Annotated in this window: 18 protein-coding genes; 4 read left to right on the top strand and 14 right to left on the bottom strand. The window is 69.3% G+C overall.

The window, feature by feature from the left end:
* Positions 1-683: 683 nt before the first annotated feature.
* The 12 genes from AB0F10_RS17615 to AB0F10_RS17560 are packed head-to-tail and all read right to left on the bottom strand — an operon-like array spanning position 684 to position 11,887.
* A complete protein-coding gene (locus tag AB0F10_RS17615) occupies positions 684-4,157 on the bottom strand; it encodes a BTAD domain-containing putative transcriptional regulator (protein WP_360625393.1) in 3,474 nt (1,157 codons plus the stop codon).
* Positions 4,158-4,191: 34 nt separating this feature from the next.
* Positions 4,192-4,653, bottom strand: coding sequence for a hypothetical protein (locus tag AB0F10_RS17610; RefSeq protein ID WP_360625390.1), 462 nt, complete (start codon positions 4,651-4,653; stop codon positions 4,192-4,194).
* A complete protein-coding gene (locus AB0F10_RS17605; RefSeq protein WP_360625387.1) occupies positions 4,646-5,164 on the bottom strand; it encodes a hypothetical protein in 519 nt (172 codons plus the stop codon). The genes AB0F10_RS17610 and AB0F10_RS17605 overlap by 8 nt, the downstream gene beginning before the upstream one ends.
* A complete protein-coding gene (locus AB0F10_RS17600) occupies positions 5,161-5,580 on the bottom strand; it encodes a TadE/TadG family type IV pilus assembly protein (RefSeq protein WP_360625384.1) in 420 nt (139 codons plus the stop codon). Before AB0F10_RS17600 ends, AB0F10_RS17605 begins: the two co-directional genes overlap by 4 nt.
* Positions 5,581-5,610: 30 nt before the next feature.
* Positions 5,611-5,817 carry a hypothetical protein gene (locus tag AB0F10_RS17595; RefSeq protein ID WP_360625381.1) on the bottom strand — a complete coding sequence of 69 codons (207 nt, stop codon included), beginning with the start codon at positions 5,815-5,817 and terminating at the stop codon, positions 5,611-5,613.
* 34 nt (positions 5,818-5,851) lie between these two features.
* Positions 5,852-6,724, bottom strand: coding sequence for a type II secretion system F family protein (locus AB0F10_RS17590; RefSeq protein ID WP_360625378.1), 873 nt, complete (start codon positions 6,722-6,724; stop codon positions 5,852-5,854).
* Between the two features lie 7 nt (positions 6,725-6,731).
* Positions 6,732-7,586: a type II secretion protein F gene (locus AB0F10_RS17585; protein WP_360625375.1), complete on the bottom strand. Its 855-nt coding sequence runs from the start codon at positions 7,584-7,586 to the stop codon at positions 6,732-6,734.
* A 4-nt stretch (positions 7,587-7,590) separates the two neighbouring features.
* Positions 7,591-8,880, bottom strand: coding sequence for an ATPase, T2SS/T4P/T4SS family (locus tag AB0F10_RS17580; RefSeq protein ID WP_360625372.1), 1,290 nt, complete (start codon positions 8,878-8,880; stop codon positions 7,591-7,593).
* Positions 8,877-9,677, bottom strand: a complete 801-nt coding sequence (locus AB0F10_RS17575) for a hypothetical protein (RefSeq protein ID WP_360625369.1) — start codon at positions 9,675-9,677, stop codon at positions 8,877-8,879. The genes AB0F10_RS17580 and AB0F10_RS17575 overlap by 4 nt, the downstream gene beginning before the upstream one ends.
* A 7-nt stretch (positions 9,678-9,684) precedes the next feature.
* Positions 9,685-10,323 (bottom strand): SAF domain-containing protein, encoded by a 639-nt coding sequence (locus tag AB0F10_RS17570; protein WP_360625366.1) that lies wholly within the window; start codon positions 10,321-10,323, stop codon positions 9,685-9,687.
* A 50-nt stretch (positions 10,324-10,373) separates the two neighbouring features.
* Positions 10,374-11,243, bottom strand: coding sequence for a hypothetical protein (locus AB0F10_RS17565; RefSeq protein ID WP_360625363.1), 870 nt, complete (start codon positions 11,241-11,243; stop codon positions 10,374-10,376).
* On the bottom strand, positions 11,237-11,887 hold the full coding sequence (locus AB0F10_RS17560; protein WP_360625360.1) for a hypothetical protein: 651 nt from the start codon (positions 11,885-11,887) through the stop codon (positions 11,237-11,239). Before AB0F10_RS17560 ends, AB0F10_RS17565 begins: the two co-directional genes overlap by 7 nt.
* A 289-nt stretch (positions 11,888-12,176) precedes the next feature.
* Here AB0F10_RS17560 and AB0F10_RS17555 point away from each other — a divergent pair, with 289 nt between their 5' ends.
* The 3 genes from AB0F10_RS17555 (at position 12,177) to AB0F10_RS17545 (ending at position 13,901) form a co-directional block, all read left to right on the top strand.
* Positions 12,177-12,449: a hypothetical protein gene (locus AB0F10_RS17555; protein ID WP_360625357.1), complete on the top strand. Its 273-nt coding sequence runs from the start codon at positions 12,177-12,179 to the stop codon at positions 12,447-12,449.
* Between the two features lie 242 nt (positions 12,450-12,691).
* Positions 12,692-13,132 (top strand): winged helix-turn-helix transcriptional regulator, encoded by a 441-nt coding sequence (locus AB0F10_RS17550; protein ID WP_360625354.1) that lies wholly within the window; start codon positions 12,692-12,694, stop codon positions 13,130-13,132.
* A gap of 16 nt (positions 13,133-13,148) precedes the next feature.
* Positions 13,149-13,901 carry an A24 family peptidase gene (locus AB0F10_RS17545; RefSeq protein ID WP_360625351.1) on the top strand — a complete coding sequence of 251 codons (753 nt, stop codon included), beginning with the start codon at positions 13,149-13,151 and terminating at the stop codon, positions 13,899-13,901.
* A 58-nt stretch (positions 13,902-13,959) separates the two neighbouring features.
* Here AB0F10_RS17545 and AB0F10_RS17540 read toward each other — a convergent pair whose 3' ends face one another.
* Positions 13,960-14,145, bottom strand: a complete 186-nt coding sequence (locus AB0F10_RS17540) for a hypothetical protein (RefSeq protein WP_360625348.1) — start codon at positions 14,143-14,145, stop codon at positions 13,960-13,962.
* A 694-nt stretch (positions 14,146-14,839) separates the two neighbouring features.
* Between AB0F10_RS17540 and AB0F10_RS17535 the strand changes: the two genes are divergently transcribed.
* Positions 14,840-15,103 carry a DUF3375 family protein gene (locus AB0F10_RS17535; protein WP_360625345.1) on the top strand — a complete coding sequence of 88 codons (264 nt, stop codon included), beginning with the start codon at positions 14,840-14,842 and terminating at the stop codon, positions 15,101-15,103.
* On the opposite strand, the gene AB0F10_RS17530 is transcribed toward AB0F10_RS17535, so the two are convergent.
* A complete protein-coding gene (locus AB0F10_RS17530) occupies positions 15,100-16,290 on the bottom strand; it encodes an Ig-like domain-containing protein (RefSeq protein ID WP_360625342.1) in 1,191 nt (396 codons plus the stop codon). The two genes, AB0F10_RS17535 and AB0F10_RS17530, sit on opposite strands and share 4 nt — an antisense overlap.
* Positions 16,291-16,632 lie beyond the last annotated feature (342 nt).

Genomic DNA, 16,632 nt, shown 5'->3' with positions numbered 1-16,632 from the left:
CGTGCATCCACCCGTCGTCGGCCGTCTCGGCGGACATCAACAGAGAGTTACTGGCTGACTCGATGCTGACCTGATCAACTGCATCTCCATGGTCAACAAATGGCGCTCGTTCTCACGAACATTCGCGTGGGGCCGGCCAGCGAGGTGGCGCCGAATGTGACGGACATCTGGCTCCCGTTCTCCGTTCTCGCGAACAGAATCAGCCGCATCCGTCTTGAGTTCGTCTGCGACGAAATCGTGGATCCCTGGGGAATCGGCCAGAATCTGGCGACACGGTGGAACCTTCTACCTGGCCCCTCCGCTCGACGACGACGAGGATGAGGACAGCGACTCGGACGGCTGAGGACATCAGCGCCTCGCGGCGAGGCCTTCGTGCGACGGCCGACATCGTCGGCGGAGTGCCACCACTTCGGAGCCGAAACGGCGCGCAAAGCCCGTTCGGCATCCTTTCGGTCGAGCCCCGGACGACCAGCCGAGCCTTGGCACGCCGCAGTTCGCATCCGGAGTGCCCGCCTCGATCTGCGGTTCATCCGCTAACCAGAAACGCCTGTCCCGGTGGTGTGCTCGTGGTCCGGACGCTGTGACGTCCGGACCACGAGCAGGAAACACGGTCCTTTTTCGTTTCGGGCGACCAAACGGACCGACGTCAGGTGACACCGACAGGCATTCATGGCGGCGTGTTGTCAGCCGGTTCTGGTGGTCTGCCCGACTTCGGTGCGCCTGCCGGGGTTTTGCAGGTCGGCGATCAGCTGCTCGGCGAGGGTGATGGTGTCGTCGCTGGCTTCCGTGTCGATCTCGGTCAAGGCCCGGTCGAGGGAACGGCGCAGGGCGCGGATTACGTCGAGGTGACCGAGCTGGGCGCGAGCCCGCATCGCTTCCTGATACAGATGTTCGCTGTACGGGCTGTGTCCTATGGCGGCCTCCAGTACCTGGGCGCGTGCCGCCGGGTCGTCGGTGAGGGCGTCGGCTAGGGCGAGGTGGGCGTCGAGGGCCTGTTGTCGGATGGCCTCCCGGTACGGTTCGGCCCATTCGTAGTCGGTGCCGTCTGCGAGCGGGCCTCGGTAGGCGTCGACTGCGCGGCGTAGCGCGCTCAGGCGCTGCAGCTTGTCGGAGGCCTGGGTGGCGTCGCGTAGGGCCGCGCGCATGTGCCACAGGTCGACGTCGATGGCGTCGGGGTTGAGCACGTACCGGCGGTGGGGGTGGGTGAGGTAGGTGGCGGGTCCGCCGATGCGGCGCATGACCGAGCGCAGGTCGGAGACGTAGGTGTAGAGCCGTTCGGGGGCTTTGCTGGCCGGCGCGTCGGGTAGCAGGTCGTCGAGGATGGCTTCGGCGGTGGCGCTGCCGTCGTGCACCGCGAGGTAGACCAGCAGTTCGAGGGCCTTCTTGCGGGGACGCCGGTCCGGGTTGGTCGCGACGATGCCCGCCTCTCCGAGCACGGTGACCTCGATGTGCCCGCGCTGCTGGGCGGTGTCGTCCGTGTCGTCCGTCGCGGGCTGCTGTTGCGGTTCGCTGGTGAACTGGGTGTCCGGGTCAGGCCAGCGCAGCGCGGTGTCGACGTCGGCGAAGGGGCCGTGAGCAGGTGCTTCGGTCTCGGCCGGTTCCATCTGTTTGGTCGCGGCCTGCCGCTCGTCGGGAATCGTGGAGATGCCGGCGGCAACTCGCCCGGCGTCGGTGAGCCCCCACAGGATCTTGCCGGTGTCTGTCCGGCTGGTATTGGCGTTACCGGCGTGCTCGCTGGCCACGAGTTTCGGGGTGACGGTCGGGAAAGGGATGCCGACGTGGGCGGCGATCGCGGCGGCGGTGGCGTCGCCGAGCTCGGCCAGCGCGAGCAGAACGCGGGCGGTGTCGTCGAGAGTCGGGACCGGCTCGGCGGTGTCCGTCGGCGTGTTCTCCGCGTCCGTGTGCAGCGGGTCGGGCCGGGGTCCGGCCGGCGGGATCGGCTGAGGCAGGCCGGTGTGTGCTTCGGCCAGGGTGGTGATGACCGCGATGGTCTCGGCGGGGGTGAGCACGGCGAGCCGGCCGATGTCGGCGGGGTGCCGGCCGTGTCGCCCGGGGTCGCCTGTGCTGGTGGTGCCGTCGGTGTCGACGGTGATGGTGTTTCCGTCCGGCCAGTCGCCGAGGAGGACGCTGTGGATGTCGAGCCTCTGTCCTTGAGCGAGTAGGGCGCTGATCCGGGTTCGTTCGTGGCTGCTACCGGCGTCGGCGATCACCAGCATCGGCGGTGTCGGTTCCTCGTAGGCGTCGGCGGAGCGCATCGCGGCGACCGTGTCGACCTCGTGGGCGTAGACCAGCCGGCTGCGGTGCAGGATCTGCTGCTCGAGCAGTGCGAGGGCGTCGCCGAGGTCGTCGGTGACGATCAAGCGTGGCGTGGTGGGCAGCGTGACCGCGGCAGCGCCGAGCAGCGTCGCCGCCACGGTCGAGGGCAGCACCACCTGGCCGGGAGCCGCACCGGGGTCGGTATCGGCGAGCGCGGCAGCCAGGAAACCGCGAGCGGCGGCCTCGGCGCCGGGCCCGGTCAAGCCGAGCCCGGACGACGGCCATGCAACCGTGGCCGGGCTGTCCAGTGTCGGAACCACAGGGCGAACCTGCTGCGGCGCCCGGGTCGCGCTGACTTCGCCGGTTTCCAGGGCCGGCTCGTCCTGCTGGGACTCGTCGATGTCATCGGTGGCCGCACGGATGGATTCGTCCGCGCCGCCGAGGTCGTCATCGGCGGAGGCAGCGTGCGACGTGTCGGTGCCGGTGAAGGTGAACGTGGAGGTGGTCGCGTTGTCGCTGTCGTCCGGCTCTTCATCGGCATGCAGGCGGCGGCGGATTTCGTTGACCGTCGGCGGCATCGCGATGAGGTCGGGGTCGTCGAGGCGAAGTTCCGGGGAGACCGGCCGGGGTGTGTAGCGGCGCCGCCGCAGCCGCCACACCGTGGTGGCGGCTGCGGCGATCGCGAGCGCCAGCCCGAGGTCGACCCAACTGTCCCCGGTAAGGGAAACGCCGGACGGTGACGACCGGCCCGAGCGCGCTGGTTCGGCATCTGGCCCCGGGCTCGCGGGCTCGCGGGAGGTGGCCGTACTGCTGGCCGACGGCGCTGCGCTGGCCGACGGCACAGCGGCGGTGGTTGACGGTCTCGCAGGTCCAGATTGGTTGCCCACGACACCACTGCCACCTCGCGCCGCAGTCGATCCGGAGGTCGCTGACGGGGCCGGCGTCGGCGACGTGGCGGCCGGCGGCGCGGTCGGGGCGGTGTCCGCCGGCGGGTTCGCCGGCTTCCGCGGCGTGGCTGGGGCGATGAAGGTGCGGGGCTTCGCATCGGCGGGCGGCGTCGCGTCGGCGGGGAGGACCAGACGCCAGGCCCGCTCGATGTGGTCGCCGCCGCGCATGCGGCCGTGTTCGTCGTACCGGTCGGTGTTGAGCTTGTAGATCTCGGGCCACCGGTGCGCGTCTGCGAGCCACGCCTGCGCGAGGTCCCACAGGGTGTCGCCGTGTTGGACGATCACGGTGTATTGGCTGCCCGCGGTGGTGATGGTCAACGGGCCGGTGCGCGCGGCCAGCGCGAACCGAGGCTGGCCGGCTGGCACGCCGCCGAGACTGCTCGGGCCTGCCGCCGACGTTACCGGCGCAGTCGACACTGCGCGGGGCGTGAGGTTGGTAGCGGTGGTGCTGTTCGGGTCGGAGGGCCAGGCGGCAACGGCGGTAACCGCCTGGCCGGTCTGAGGACTTGCCGATCCTATGGCGTAGGGGGCGACAGCCGGTGCTGGGCCCGTGACGGCTGGTATAGGAGTGGTGACGGCAACGGACGCGGCGGTGGCAGGGCCGGCGGCCAGACCGGCGACGAGCAGTGCGGCCAGGGCCTGCATCGGGGAGATCAGCCGGATCCGGCGGGCCGGCTGTCCTCGGCGGGTGGCGGCCACCTCGACGGTGAGGGCGTGGACGAACGCCGCCCAGACCAGCCACAGCGCGACCGCGAGCAGGCCGACCACGGCGGTATCGGGGAATCCGCCGGTGACGATCGCCGCGATCTCGTTCCAGCTGGCCGGCAGGTCGTGGGGGAGCGGCCAGCCGATGAAGACCGTCAGGCCTGCGGGGATTCCGGCGACCACAGCGAGCAGGACGAGTCCGCTGCCGGCGCGGACAGCGAACCGGCCCAGCCGGTGCATCAGCAGCATCGCTGCCCTCCATGTGTCGTGTGTCTGACCGGGGTCAGCCGGGCTCGGTGACCGTGGCGGTAGCCGAGGCCGTGGAGGTCACGGTGACGGCGGTGTACCCGAACGGGCGCAGCGCCGGGGTGGCCTGCGTACTGGTGGCGGTCACGGTGATCTCGGCCAGGGTGACCTTGTCGACCGTTCCGGTGGCGCCCGCCGAACGCAGGTACTGCTTGGCGGCCTGCGCGGCGCGGGCCGGGTCCAGGCGTACCTGGCCGGTGCTGCGGTAGTGCGTGAGGTCGACCTGCTGTGCGCCGGCGCGGGCGGCGGACTGGGCGAGGCTGTAGCCGTGCGACCGGGCAGCCAGGACGGTGGCGCCGCCGTAGAGGGCGGCGGCGAACAGCAGGCCGATCACCGCGATGTACAGCACCTGGATGGTCACCGCGCCGGTATCGTCGCGCAGCAGCACCTTTCGCCGGCGTTGGGCTGGCGTGACCGGCGACGGCATGGGGTCAGACATGGTCGGCCTCCTCCGAAGGCGGTGTGCCGCCGACCGCTCCGAGAGCTATGTACCGATATACGTCGATGGGGCTGGTCGCGCTGGCTGTGAACGTGGTGCTGCCGGGCAGCCCGATCCCGGTGAGGCCCCGCGTCGTGACCGTGCAGGAGACCGTGACCCGGACCTGCCCGCCGCGTCGGAACCCGCCGGTGGCGACGTCGATCGCCAGGCGGGCGCAGCGGCCGGCGAGGTTGGCCCTGGCGGCGTCGGTGGCGACGCTGGTCGCCGCGTGCGCGTTGCGCGCCAGCGATCCGGCCCGGGCGCCCGCGGCGGCGGCGGCGTTGACGTCCAGGTTCGCGCGGCCCATCGCGTACGTCGCGGCGACGAGCAGGACGACCAGGACCAGCATGGGTATCCCGATGGCCAGTTCCACCGTGACGGTGCCTCGGTCACCGTGTAGCCGCTGCGCGGCTTCGGCGGCGGCGTGGCGCAGCCTTCGCGGGATGCGGGTGGTCAGGGGCGTGGTGGTCATGGTTTGGTGACCCGTTCGGTCGGTGCCTGCACGGTGACGGTGATCGGGATGGGCAGGCCGCGCGCTGTGCCGCGGATGGTGACCGTGGTGATTTGGGCGCCGCGTTGCGCCGTCACGTTCGGGTTGTCGACGAACCAGCCGCCGAGCTGGCCGAGCAGTGCGGTGGCGTCGCTCTGGCCGGCGCCGGCGCTGCCGCCGTCCATCCGGGCGGTCTGCACGGCGTGATCCGCGGCGGCGTGGGCCGCCAGGCTGCCCATGCCGTAGAAGAACGCCTGGACGACCAGCAGGAGCAGCCCGACGATCACCGGGGCGCCGATGGCGAACTCGACCGCGGTGGATCCGCGGTCGTCGTGCCAGCGGGGCTGCCAGGAACCGAGCCGCGTCCTGGCAGCGCCCGGTTGACGGCTGCGGCGCATAGGTAGACCCCTCCCGTCGATGCCGTGCGGCTATTGGAAGACCCAGCTTCTGACGACCCCGGCGACGCCGGTCCTGTACGAGGCGTAGAGAGCCAGGATGATGGCCGCGCCGAGACCGATGCCGATGGCGTACTCGACGGCGTGGCTGCCGCGGTCGGGTTCGGCCCGCAGCTGGGTGGCTCGCTGGTGGAGGGTGACGGTGAGACGGGCGGTCAGCGCCCGCAGTGTGCGGCCCATGGAAACGGGTCCTCCCTGAGATGGATGGGGCTGGCTACGATCCGGATTGGAACGCGGCCATGGCCGGGTAGATGAGGGCGAGTAGGAAGAGGCTGGTCAAGGCCATCAGCGGCACCGACATGCGTTCGGTCGCGGACTCGGCTTTGGCCTCGAGGTCGGCGGTGAGCCGGTCGGAGAGGCTTTCGCCGCGCTGGATGAGGGCCTCGCGGATGCGGCTGCCTTCACCGGCCGCCAGGTGCAGGCTCCCGGCGAGCTGTTCGAGCTCGACGACGCCGGTCTGTTCGCCCAGTTCCTGCATCGCCTGGGCGATGGGCTGGTGGTTGTCGCGGGCGCAGGCGAGGGCGTCGCGGATGCGCTGGGCGGCCCAGCCGCAGGCGTTGCGGGAGGTGCTGGTCATCGCCTGCTCGATCCCGGCGCCTGCGGCCAGAGAGGTGGGGATGACGTCCAGCAGGGCGGCGAGGGTGTAGCGCATCAGCAGCCGCCGTTCTTCGGCGTCCTCGCGCACCGACAGTTCGGTGACGAGATAGCCGCCGGCGGCCAGCAGCACGCTGAGTCCCAGCGGGACACCCCAGCCGATGCCCGCGCCCATGAGGTTGAGCGCGGCCACGGTGGCGGTGGGCGCGAACAGTCCCAGCGCCGCCAACCCGAGCTGGGTGACCAGGAACGTGGTCGGGTCGCGTTCCAGGACTGCCAGGTCACGCAGGGTTTGCGCCCGGGGCAGCCGCAGCTGGTACAGCGGTGCCGCGAGAGCGTGTTGGGCGCGTTGCACGCCGGCCAACGGCGGTGCGGGCGGGCGCCGTACCGCGTCGAGCGCCTCGGCCACGGACAGCCGCCGCGGCGCCAAGCTGGTGATCATCCAGGCCACGGCGGCGCCGAGCAGGGCACCGATGACGATCAGCTGGGTCATCGCGGCGTCACCTGCCCGCTACGGCCGGGTCGTCCTCGCCGGTGAGGATGCGTGGCATGTCCGGTACTCGGCCGATGCGCATCATCCATGTCAGGCAACCGGCGAATCCGGCGCCGAGCACGGCGAGGATCAGCTGCCCCAGCGCGCTGTCGTACGGGCTGAGGAAGTCACTGGCGAACATCGCTAGGCCGACCGCGCTGCCCATCACGACGGTGATGATGATCCGTACCGAGGTGCGGGTCCGGGCCCGGCCGGTGGCGATCCGCAACCGTGCAGACGCCTGCCGGCGCGCTGCGCGGCCGACACCGGAGAGGCTGCCGGAGATATCGCGGGCTTCGTGCTCTGCGGCTTGCAACAGCACGTTGGCGACCAGGTCCGCGGTCGGGTCCGCCATGTCCCGGGCAAACCTGCGAAGCGCCTGCGGCAACCGGATCCCGGCGCGTGGCGCGGCGCCCAACGCGACGAGCTCGTTGCGGATCTCCGCCGGGGCGACGGCGGCGGTCTCGACGATGGTCTGTTCCAGGCCGGCAGCCGAACGCAGCGTCCCGGACAGGTTCTCCGCCCACGCGGCGACCGCCTCCACCCGGGCGAGGTCGCGTTTGTGGGCGCGGTCCGGGCCGAGGACCGCCGGCAGCGTGTAGGCGGCGATCCCGGCAAGGACCGCGGCGACCGGCCATTGGGTAGCCACACCCACCACGGCGGCGACGGCGAGCACACCGGCCAGCCGCACGGCCGAGATCCCCAGATTCTCCCCGCGGACGCGCCGGTCCCGGGGCCGTCTGGGGCCTGCCCTCAGCCCGGAGACCAGCAGCAGCAATGCCAGGGCGACCCCGGCGCCCAGCAACGCGAACAGTGCACGCATCGGATCACCAGCCCCGCAGCAGATCCGGGTTGAACCCGGCCGCCGTCAGCTCGTCGACGGTCTCTGCGCGGATCGGCGCGGCCGGTACGGCCGCACCGTCGCGGCCGGGCCGCCAGATCTCGTTCGAGATCACCTCGGAGCCCTCGGCGTGCAGCACCTCACGGATGCTGGACACCACCCGGTGGTGATTGTTCGCCGCCCAGGCCAGGTGGACCACGAAGTCGACCGCCACTCCGACCAGCGGGGCGGTCGCGTCGAACGGCAGCCGTTCCTCTGACTGCGCGGCGTACACCATCAACTTCGTGAAGGCTTGCCTGCTGCTCGAGGTGTGGATGGTCGCCATCGACCCGTCGGTGCCCTGCGACATGCAGTTCAGCAGCGGAACGACCTCCCCGCCACGGGCCTCGCCGAGGAACACCCGGTCCGGGGACATCCGCAGCGCGTATCGGACCAGCTCGGCGAGATCCACGCCGCCCTCGTTCTCCATGTTCGGCTCGCGGGCCTGCAACGCGACACAGTCCGGGTGGTCCGGGTCCTGGTCGAGGGCCAACTCGTCGGTGTCCTCGATCGTGATGATCCGCTCGCCCGGCCCGATCGCCTTCGCCGCGGCCCGCAGGAACGTCGTCTTGCCGGTGTAGGGACCACCACAGATGATCATGTTCTTGCGGGCGCGGACCATCGCCGTGATCAGATCCCGTACCACCGGGTCCATCAGCTGGTGCTTGGTGGCCAACTCGTCGAGCGAGGTGTGCAGCAGCGCGTACCGGCGGATCGACACCGACGGCTCCCGGGCCAGCAGCGTGGCGAACATCCGCGACCCGTCGGGCAGGCGGACACTGACCCGGGGCATGCCGCGGTCGAAGCGCCGCTCATCCACGCCGGAGCGGGCGGCGATGTCACGTATCCGTTCGATCATCTCCTGGCGGGAGGTGAACAGCGGCGGCAGCTGGTGCTTGCTGCCATCGGCGTGCACCACCCACACCACCGGGCCGTTGACGAACACGTTGGTCACCCGCGGGTCGCGCAGCAGCGACTCGAACGGACCCAACGCGGAGAACGACTCGCGCAGCTGCGCGGCAACATACTTCTCGTCCGGCGGATCCAGCGGCATTCGCCCTCCGGCGAGGCTGTCGCGGGCGTGCTGGTCGAGCGCCCGCATCACCAGCCGGCTGACCTGCGCGTCGCGTTCGGCCGCCGACATATCGGTACCGGTCAGGCGCCGGGAGACCTCGGCGCGCAGCGCGGCGATGACCTCCTGATGCGGCGAGTCCCTCCAAAACGTCAGGTTGGTCATGACGCCTCCCGTCGACGACCGGCGAATGTCGGCGAGGTGATGACCGGCGGCACTGCGGAGCGGCCCGTCGCCCGCCATACGACTTGCTCTGTGGGTTCGGGTTCGAGCGCGCACAGTGCCGCGGCGATGCAGCGCACAGCTCGTGCCAGCTTCAGGCGCTGCCAGTTGGGAATGCGCAGCTGACCGGACAGCACGCTGGCACCCCACCTGCTGTAAGGCACGGTCCCGATGACCGGCAGCCCCAGGTCACGGGACAGCTCCGCGGTGCCGTGTCCACCGTCGCCTACGCCGACCAGCCATAGCTTTCCGGACAAGGCGTGAGACAGCCACGGCAACCGAGCACCCACCTGCGTCTGCTGCGCCAGGCTGGGTGCGGCCAGCAGCAGCACATGATCGGCGGCAGCAGCCAGCGCCACCGCCGGGCTGCGGTGGTCCAGCCGGCCGACGTCGAGGATCACGGTCGCTGTGGCTGCGGCTTGCCGCAGCGCTTCGAGCCCGCGGTCGGCCAGGGTGAGCACCGACGCGGCGGCGCCGTCGCCCGGGATCGCCAGCACCACGTCGGCGCCCACGCTCAGCCGCCGGCGGAAGAATCCCGGGATCGGGCCCTGCCAGGTGGCTGCCGCCGCCAGCGCGGACAGGCCAGGTTCAGGGTGGTGACCGAAGCGGGCCCACAGGTCACCGCCGGCGGGATCACACTCCACCAGCGCGGCATCAGGCCGCGGCCACAACGCGGCCAGGCCCAACCCGAGGGTCGTGGCGCCCGGGGCGCCCTTGCCGGAACCGACGGCGATCAGCATGCCCCGCTCACCGCCCCACACCGAGCTGGACCAGCGTCACGTCGCCGACCACGGAGGCCAGACGCCGCCCGTCCGCTGCGGCGATCAGCAGCGACACGGCGGTGTCGCCGGACTGATCCTTCGCCTCTTCGAGCGACCACACCGTGGCCTCGGCCTGCACCACCGGCGGCGTACTTCCGGTTCCCGCAGCCGTCGCGGTGGGCACGATCAGGATCAGGACATGACTGCCAGGCGTGACCCCTGACGGCAGCCGGCCCGGCTTGACGCCTACGGCCACCACCGACTGGCCCTTCGGTGGCCACGCCGCCGCGCCGAGTTGTGCCGGGGACAACAGAGCCCCCGCGACGAGCGGGACCGCCGCAGTCCTTCCCACCACGCTGCCACGGTCGGTCTCGGGCACGGTGGTCACCGTGCTCTCCGCGGCGACCCGCACCACGGCAAGGTCGGCCTCGGTGATGACCTGGCCCGCGTCGATCGCGCGGACGGTGGCCATGACCGGCAGGCGAGTGTCGATCCGGTCGGCGACAACGGCACCGGCCAGTGCGAAGCTGAGGATCAGCACTACCGCGAGCAGGATGCGCAGCGGGCTGACGTGGCGCCGGAGCGCCGGCCCGCGCGCCGGCGGCGCCGCTCCGTTGGCCGTCACGACACCGGCTCTGCCGGGTGCGGTGGGCAATGCGGAAACGGACATCGCGCTCACTGGGTACCGCCGTTGATCGCGGGGGCCTCGGCGACGTGCACCGTCGTCTGCGACGTCGTGGTCAGGTTCGGCACCGTGCCGGATTGCCCGCCTCCGGCCCAGATGACCGTCCAGGTGATCGTCGAGGTCAGCGTGCGCGTGGCAGGCCGGTCGTAGGTGTGGCCGCACGTCGGTGACGCCTTCTTCGGATCGGTGCCCGTCGTCCACGCGGTGCCCTGACCACAGATGATCGACCGTTTGCCGTCACCCGGCCGCCAGAGCACCTTCGTCGGTGTGGCGGTCGCGGTCACCGACAAGCCCGGCACGGCCGCGGTCGCCGACCGCGAACTCCACGACGAGCCGTCGACCCACAGCCACACCGGGACGTAGGACAACACGGTGGCCTTCGAGGCATCCGGGTTGGTGCGGATCGCGGGCGCAGGCAGTTGCAGCCTCGCTCGAGCAGTACGCGCCAACGCCGCGGGATCGACCTGCGGGGCGGTCTGCATCCACATCGGCGGCGACTGTGACGGGCCGCCCTTGCCGTCACCGATGAGGCAGATCTGCACGTACCAGGCGCCCTTACCGGCGTCCGCCGGCGGTGCGGGCTGCGGGTCCGCCTGCTCGTAGTGGCAGCCGGGGTCCAAGCCGTCGTCGGAGTCGCCGTCCGATGCATCGTCGGAACCGCCGTTGCCGCCGTTGCCGCCGTTGCCGCCGTGGGGGCCATTCGCCGGAGTGTGGACGTCCACATTGCACTCGGCTGACTTCGGGTTCTGCTCGCAGTCCACCCCACCGACGCCGTCGTCGGCAAGTGCAGCAGCGGATGGGAGGGCGACGAACGAGACAGCCAACAGAGTGATTGCCGCGTTCCTGATCTTCTTCAGCATGTATTAACCGCCTGTACTCCGAAACTGGTCACTTTCCAGCCCTCGGCGCCGACGTTGGTCACGGTTGCCCTCGTGGATCGGCGCCCACCAGGGGTGTCGTTGGCCAGCTCGCCGGAGCTCTTGTACACAAGAAAATTTGTGGCATCTAGGCAGTCGGTGATGGCCACCGACTTGGGATCGGCGTCAGGCGAAGCGCCTGATACCTGCGGATTGGTCACCAGTTCCCCCTTGAGGACCTGGCTTTTGTCGTGATAGCCCGTCAGGCCGCGCTGCAGCGTTTCCAGTGCCGTGCCCGCCGCGTAACGAGCCAGGTCCGGGTCGTCGGGATCTGCCGTCAGGCCCGCCTGGGCGTACGCCTGCCACATTCCCTTGTAGGCGGTGAGTGCCTGTTCTTCCGCCGTACTGCGAGTGCTCTGCGGCGGGGCCGACAGCGGCGGGGCCGATGAATCGCCGCCACGGGGCTTCGAGTCGTCGCAGCCGGCGTTCGCCAGCGTCAACGCAAGTCCCGCCGCGAACGCGGCAAGCCACCGACGACGCTGGCGAACACCGGCCGCTCGGCCCCCACTGTCACGCCGCCCACGTGCCCGCGACAGCACGCCGCCGTCGGCGGCGTCCAACTTTGTGTTGCGCGTCAAGGTCTGCACCTGCAACCTCCCCCGGGTCTGGCGCGACCTGTCTGTCCTACAGCAGCGAAAACGTTGCCCGCTACGAACAGTTAGGACGAACAAGTAGCGCGTACACGTCGCACGAACGAGTTGTGCGTGGCCTTAGGTAACCGCGTAGAGGGCCCTGGTGCCTACACCGGATTTGGTTGTGGGTTGTGGGCGGTCGCCGTCAAGCGCGGCTCGTAGACTCCACTAACGGCAATGACGTCCACCGATCTCCGCCATTGATGGAGGCCGGTCAGCGATGGACGGCCGAGCGGAGCAGAGCGTGCTGCCCGACGCTGTGGACCTGGGGAAGACGCCGTACGTGGTGAACGTCCTTGATTTGTTGCATCGCGGGCGGCAGCCGGTAGTTGCCCCGTCGGCCCCTGGCGGGCAGGACGCGCTGCACCTCGCGATTCAGGTACTGGCCGGGGCGGGCGTACCTACCGCATTGGCGGAGGGCTCGAAGTTCGATGGGGTAGGCGAGCCGCTGCTGTCACTGACGGACGTCGGGCGTGACGTCGCTGCCAGCGTCGCCGACCTGTGCCAGAAACCTTGATGAAACACAGAAATCCCCACAGCGCCTTTAGCCGAACAGATGACGCACCGTATTGCCCGAACGATCCGGTATTCCGCACATAGTCGGATGCAACGGTAAGAAATCCGACTCGCTCTAGAAGGCCTTGACGAGAAGGCTAGTACTCATCGATGTTGGACGTCTTGCGCTGATGGATAGCGACAATTCGCTTGACAACCGTGTGTCGTCGGGGCCTCACGGGGGCTGCAACGGGCTGGAGACGAATGGAGTACAACGACCTCGCCAGGATCGAGAGCCTGGTCCGCAACCTATGGGACGCCGCAGCCCTGTTCTGCCTGGAGGGCAAACCTCTTCGCTACAGCGAGCTGCACCGCAACATGGCCGCCTGGAGTGGCCAGCACCTCAGCGAGTCCGAGATGACCCGTGCCCGGCACCGTCTGGTCCGCCGCAAGATGATCCTGCCAGGTCCGGGCGACAATGGTCACAACGTCTACGCCATCACGGAAGCGGGACGCGTTCGTCTCGCGCAGATCCGGGTCCTCATGCAGATCGCACCACGCCTCGACCCGCTTCTTGACGGCCAAGACCCGTTTGACGGTCAAGACCCGGACCACAAGACGTCCGAGTCGAGCGAGGAGTCCACCGACGGCGAGCAACCGGCCAAGGAGGAGGAGCCAGCCGACGGCGAGACATTGAGTCGATGAGATGGAGTCTCTAGGTGTGCAGGACGGCGGCCTCGGTCACGCCGGTCTGCTGATCGGAGCGGTCGCGGCAATCACCGCCGCGGCGGCGTGGTGGCCCCGTGTCGCCTACCGCCTGTCCGTCGCGCCGCTGGAATCGCCACGAGCCGAGTGCCTCTCCTGCGGGCAGGCGTTCGCGCCGGGCCGGCGAGGCTGGCTGCGCGGAGGATCGGCGTGCCGGAACTGCCCGCAACCATGGTGGATCACCAGCCTCCTGGCCGGCGCGATGAGCGGCGCCCTGACCTGGCGAGCCGCTGCGTTCACCGGGGAACACCTCCTGATTTTGACGTGCTGGCTGGCCATCATCCAGGCGGGAGTGCTGCTGTCACTCATCGATCTGGCCGTCATGCGGCTACCCGTCCGCTTGGTCATGGGCCTGGCAGCCATTGTCTGCGTCTGCGTCGGCACTGCGGCCCTGCTTTCCGCGCAGCCGCAGTTGCTGCTTACCGCCATGATGGCCGGCCTCGCCGTAGGTGCGTTCTATCTGTTGGCCGCCTTGGCGCTGCCGAGCCAGATCGGTCTGGGCGACGTCCGGCTCGCAACGATCCTGGGCTTCGCGCTCGGAGTAAACGGCTGGACCGCGGTAGTGCTGGGAACCGCGTTGCCCTACCTGCTCGCCCCGCCGTTCGCTCTCGCCCTTCTCCTGCGCGGTGGCTCCAGGAAAGCGCAGCTGCCGTTCGGCCCGTTCCTCATCGCGGGCGCCGTAATCGCCCAGTTCCTGACCGGGAGCTGATCCGCCGACTCGCCGGCCTCTCCCCTTTTGAGAGGCCTGGCTGGAACAACCAAGTGCCTCACTCGGCCGACAGCCCCGCTCGCATCGCCTGCACCCGGGAGCCGTCCCGCAGCACCACTTCAGCCCCGTCCATCTTCATCGGCCCCGCCGCGTGTACCGGTATACCCGCCAGTGCCTGGACGTTGGCCGGCCGACCCTCAAACGGCCGGAACACCCAAGCCAGCTCCACGGTCTGCTCGCGCATCGAAGCACCCCTGCGCTCTTGATTTTCGCACCCCACCCCGACGATCTTCGTACATTAGTACGAGAGCCGCGCCCGAAACTGCATCTGGGCGTGTCGCCGTTCCGCTGCACGCCTCATGCCGCGACCGTCCGGGCAGACACTCGAGTGAGCGATTGACCGGCCCGCCCCACCGGACGCAGCATCGAGATGCGGCCCGGCGTTACAGGTCGTATCGGGCACCGGCGAAGGGTCGGACCGCGGACCGCCGCAGTCCTGATGGCAAGGCGGCCTGCTTGACGGCCAGGCCGCCTCAATGCGGACCTATCGAGGAGATGTGACGCCTCACCCGGGGATGGCTGGGTAGCGCGGCGGCTCCCTCGGACGGGAGCGAAGGCCCGTGGTGCACGTGCGTGGGTTGCGGCACCTAACCACGTTGCCGTCCCGCTTATCGACGTGGGGCGCGTCACGACGCGCCGGCCGACTTTTGCGCGCCCCAGGAAGTTCGCTAAGCCGACGTTGACGCTGCTCGCCAAGAGGAAGTGAGCGCCGGTCGTGTTGTCCATCTTCATTGCGTCCTTCAGCCGCGACCAGGACGTGATTCCCGCCGAGCGGTTCCATGCTCAGGTATCGATCTGCCTAGCCGAGTTGCGGTCGCGGGTGAGAACGTCCCGGACGGCGCGGCGCGAGAGTTGTGCCGTCGGTGGGTGGCCGAGCAGTGGCTGGTCTGGCGGCCAACGACGACAACGCGGAGGAGTACTCGCTGACGTCACATGCACAGGAGGTGATCGACTACGTTCACCGGCTGTCCGGGAGCGGGTCGATGTTCAGCGAATCGCGCATCCGTACGATCCTCGAGGCGGCGCGGCGCTTTGCGATGGATGCCAAACCGGCTCGGCTGCGGCGGCTCGATGACGTTCGAGCATTGCTCGTGACCGACTGCAGAGGTAACGAGCGCCTGTGGTGTCGGTGGGGGCGTTAGCGGTGGTAGGTGCGCTTGGTGCTGTATTTGACGTTGCCGGCCTTGTCGTAGGCGCGCATCTGGACGGTGAACTTCTTGCCGTACGTCTTCGGGTTCAGGGTGAACGAGTACCCGGCTTTGGTGTCGGTGCCGGCCACCTTGCCGTTGACGAGGAGCTGTACCCGGGCGATGCCGTTGCGGTCGCTTGCCGTCGCGGTGAGCGTGGCTTTTTTGGTCAGCTTCGCCTTGTTCTTGGGCGCTTTGGTGATCGTCAGCGTGGGGGTGGTGTTGTCGATGATCACTGTGCGGGTCGCGGTGGTCTGGTTGCCGAGTGTGTCGAGCAGTACCCAGGTGATGGTGCGGGTTCCGTCCTTGCCTGCCTTGAGCGTTGCGTTCGTGTAGGAGCCCGTCGTGCCTGCGCCGTCCGCGCCGGCGAGGTAGGACCGTGCGATCCCGGAGGGATCCGATGCTTTGACGGTGGTGGTGAATCGCGTGCCGCGCACCAGCGCCCGGTTGCCGGGCGTGATGGTGGCCGTCGGGCCGGTGTCGTCCACGGTGTAGTGGGTACACAGCTGGCGGGAGTTGCCGGCCAGGTCCCAGATCGTGAAGCACGGGCTGCTGACGCCCTCGGCTGCCTGCCAGGTGTATTCCCATGGCGCGCCAGTGAGTCTGGCCAAGAGGTCGCCGGGGACACTGACGACCTGGACTGCCTTGACGTCGGCCGGCACGTCATGCAGCGTGATGGTCACGGAGCCGCTGCGCATCGACGACTCTGGCGGTGGCGTGAAGACCAGGGCGGGTGCCACGTTGTCTACGTGGATCTGGGTGGTCGCCTCGGCGTGATTTTCCGCGGCGTCGTAGGCCCGTACGGTGACGGTCGCGTCAATGTCATTGGCCAGCCCGCTGAGGAAGACCCGGCAGAAGGGCCGGGTCACGGTCGTGATCGCGCATGTACCAGCGGTCGGGTCGCCGTTGAGAAGCGCTTCCAGTCTCACGACGCCGACGTCGTCGGTCACCGTCGGATAGAAGCTGAACACGGTACGAGCGAGCTGGCCGTCCGTGATCCCGGTGTTGCTGATAACCGGTGGGGCGAGATCCGGTGTGGACGTGACGGCTACTGCCGGGGACGACGCACCGAGAAGCAGTGATCCGGCGATGGCAGCGGTCAGCGCCGTGCGCGTACGGCGGTGACGTGATGGTGTGTGCACCGAACCCCCATGATCGAGTGCGGGCAGCCTAGCCGGTTTCGTCTCGCGGTTGTAGATCTTGCAGCCCTCGACTTCAAGTCGGTGAGAGTTAGACCGGGACGTCGCAGAGGTTCATATCGGGCTAGATCGCGCAGGCATGAAGTCCAAGGTAGACATTAATGGAGTGCAAGCATCGCTTCGGACCGATCGATGTGATGCATGTGAAGGTATAAATCTATCGCTATTGTTCTAGCGCCGTCGCTCCGTATAGTCTCCGCCCGTTGATCAACTTACGCGGGGTGATGGGTGTGTCTCCTGTTGTGCCTGGACGTCGCTTTGGGGCGCACAGTGGCCCCAACCGCA

Origin of the sequence: Actinoplanes sp. NPDC026623, assembly GCF_040638275.1 — a bacterium.
Taxonomy (GTDB): domain Bacteria; phylum Actinomycetota; class Actinomycetes; order Mycobacteriales; family Micromonosporaceae; genus Actinoplanes.
This window is presented reverse-complemented; position numbering and strand designations above follow the sequence as displayed.